Here is a 2089-nt window from a genome sequence, read left to right on the forward strand (position 1 = left end):
CTGCAGCAATGTACCAGCAAGTACAGATGAATATCAGTGATGATGATTTAACTGCAGCAGAAGATCTTACTCAGGAACTGATGCAATCGCATTCTTCAACTCCTTATGCAGCCTTTGCCACACTGGAACTTGCTGCTGAGCAGGCTCGCAAGGATCAGCCCGCAGCCGCACTGGAATACTTGAAATGGACAGCTGACAAGGCAAAACTGACGGGGCAAAAAGATTTAGCCAGACTTCGTATGGTTCGCGTATTGGTCGATCAAGGTGAATATGAGCAAGCCTTGCAGTTGGCTCAGCAAAGTTCGTCAGAAGGGTTTATTTCACTGTTCGCCGAACTGGAAGGAGATATTTATCTTGCTCAGGAGAGTAAAGCTGAAGCATTTGAAGCTTACCGAAATGCACTTTCCAGCATGGATGAAGATGATCCGCGTAAAACGCTATTAGAAATGAAGCGTGATGATGTGGCTGTTATCAATGAAAGCTAATTTAATAAAATATCTATTTGTCGGAATAGTACTCACCACATTGTCAGGATGTGGAACAGTTAAAGAATTTTTTGCTGCAGACAGCTATGAAGCTCCGCCGACCGAACTTACTGAGTTTGAAGTTGAGTTTGAACCTAAGACCTTATGGTCTACTGGTACCGGTGATGGTGCTGAAACAGCTTATGCAAATCTTGCCCCATGGTTGCAAGGTGATTTCATTTATACAGTGGATCATAAAGGAGATGTGCGCAGCCATAATATTGAAAATGGCCGACGTGAATGGCGTAGCAAATTAAATATTCCTGTCGCTACCGGGGTTGGTGGAGGAGAAGGTCTTATCATCGTAGGTGCCCAGTCCGGGGATGTGGTGGCATTGGATGAAACCACAGGCAAAGAACTCTGGCGTCAACGTCTCAGCAGTGAAGTACTGGCACCGGCAAAAGTCGGTGGCGACAATGTTGTTGTGAGAACGGCTGATGGTCGGTTAACGGCTATTTCAGCCAGCAGCGGTAATGTTCTGTGGAACTACCAGCGGGCTGTACCGTTATTAAGTTTACGAGGCGTCAGCTCTCCAGTGATTGAAGGGCAAAGTGTTATTGCTGGTTATGATAATGGTAAGTTGATAGCACTGTCGTTGAATGATGGCAAAGTTATCTGGGAAAGAAGTGTCGCAATACCGAGTGGGCGAACCGAGTTAGAACGGTTAGTTGATATTGATGCGGATCCCGTTATCCATAACGGCATTGTGTATGTGGTTGCATTTCAGGGCAATCTTGCAGCGATGGACGTCGATACTGGACGACCTCTGTGGGACAGGGAAATGTCTTCAACAACAGGTATTTCCGTGGCACCATCCGATGCTGTTTATGTCAGCGATGATCAAAGTTATTTATGGGCAATTGCTGATGGTACCGGTGATTCATTATGGCGGCAGACATTATTGTTAAGACGGACGATTTCTGCGCCGGTCATTGCGGGTGATTATGTTGTTGTAGGCGACTTTGAGGGGTATCTGCATTGGGTCGCTCGTTCTGATGGTCGTTTTGTTGCACGGCAACGACTGGATAAAAATGCTATTCGCAGCCAACCAATCGTTCGCGATGGTGTGCTTTATGTAATGACTACAGGCGGCAAGTTAACCGCCATTCGGATCCCTTAACTGTGAAACCTGTTATTGCGCTTGTTGGGCGGCCGAATGTTGGCAAATCCACCTTATTTAATCGACTCACCAAAACCCGTAATGCTTTGGTTGCAGATTATGCCGGTTTGACCCGGGATCGTATTTACGGCAATGCCCGACATGACGAAGCTGAATTTATCCTGATCGACACCGGCGGTTTGACCGTTAAAGGTGACGATATGTCAGAACTGATGCGTAAACAGGCTGAACTGGCGATTGTTGAAGCCGATCTGATCTTATTTGTAGTGGATGGCAAGGCAGGTGTGGTACCGGGAGATGAGTTGATTGCTAAACAGCTACGCAATGTCGGCAAACCGGTTTTATTAGTGATTAATAAAACAGAAAGTGAACAACGCGAATTAGCGGCTGCAGATTTTTATCGACTTGGACTGGGAGAGCCGGAAGTGATTTCTGCCACCCAGGG

At 46.6% G+C, this 2089-nt stretch carries 3 protein-coding genes; all 3 read left to right on the plus strand.

Going from position 1 to position 2089, the window contains the following annotated elements; genetic code table 11:
* A partial coding sequence (locus B3O33_RS03345) for a YfgM family protein (RefSeq protein ID WP_292362926.1) occupies positions 1-485 on the plus strand: 485 nt, incomplete at its 5' end.
* Positions 475-1644: an outer membrane protein assembly factor BamB gene (gene bamB, locus B3O33_RS03350; protein WP_292361520.1), complete on the plus strand. Its 1170-nt coding sequence runs from the start codon at positions 475-477 to the stop codon at positions 1642-1644. The genes B3O33_RS03345 and bamB, both read left to right, overlap by 11 nt.
* A gap of 2 nt (positions 1645-1646) precedes the next feature.
* Positions 1647-2089, plus strand: a 443-nt coding sequence (locus B3O33_RS03355) for a GTPase (protein ID WP_292362927.1), incomplete at its 3' end; no start/stop codon positions are given.

The organism is Methylophaga sp. UBA1464, assembly GCF_002325665.1.
In the GTDB taxonomy this organism is placed as follows: Bacteria; Pseudomonadota; Gammaproteobacteria; order Nitrosococcales; family Methylophagaceae; genus Methylophaga.

Excerpts from the sequence above, each read along its gene's own strand:
- bamB (WP_292361520.1), top strand. The coding sequence starts at position 475 with ATGAAAGCTAATTTAATAAAATATCTATTTGTCGGAATAGTACTCACC.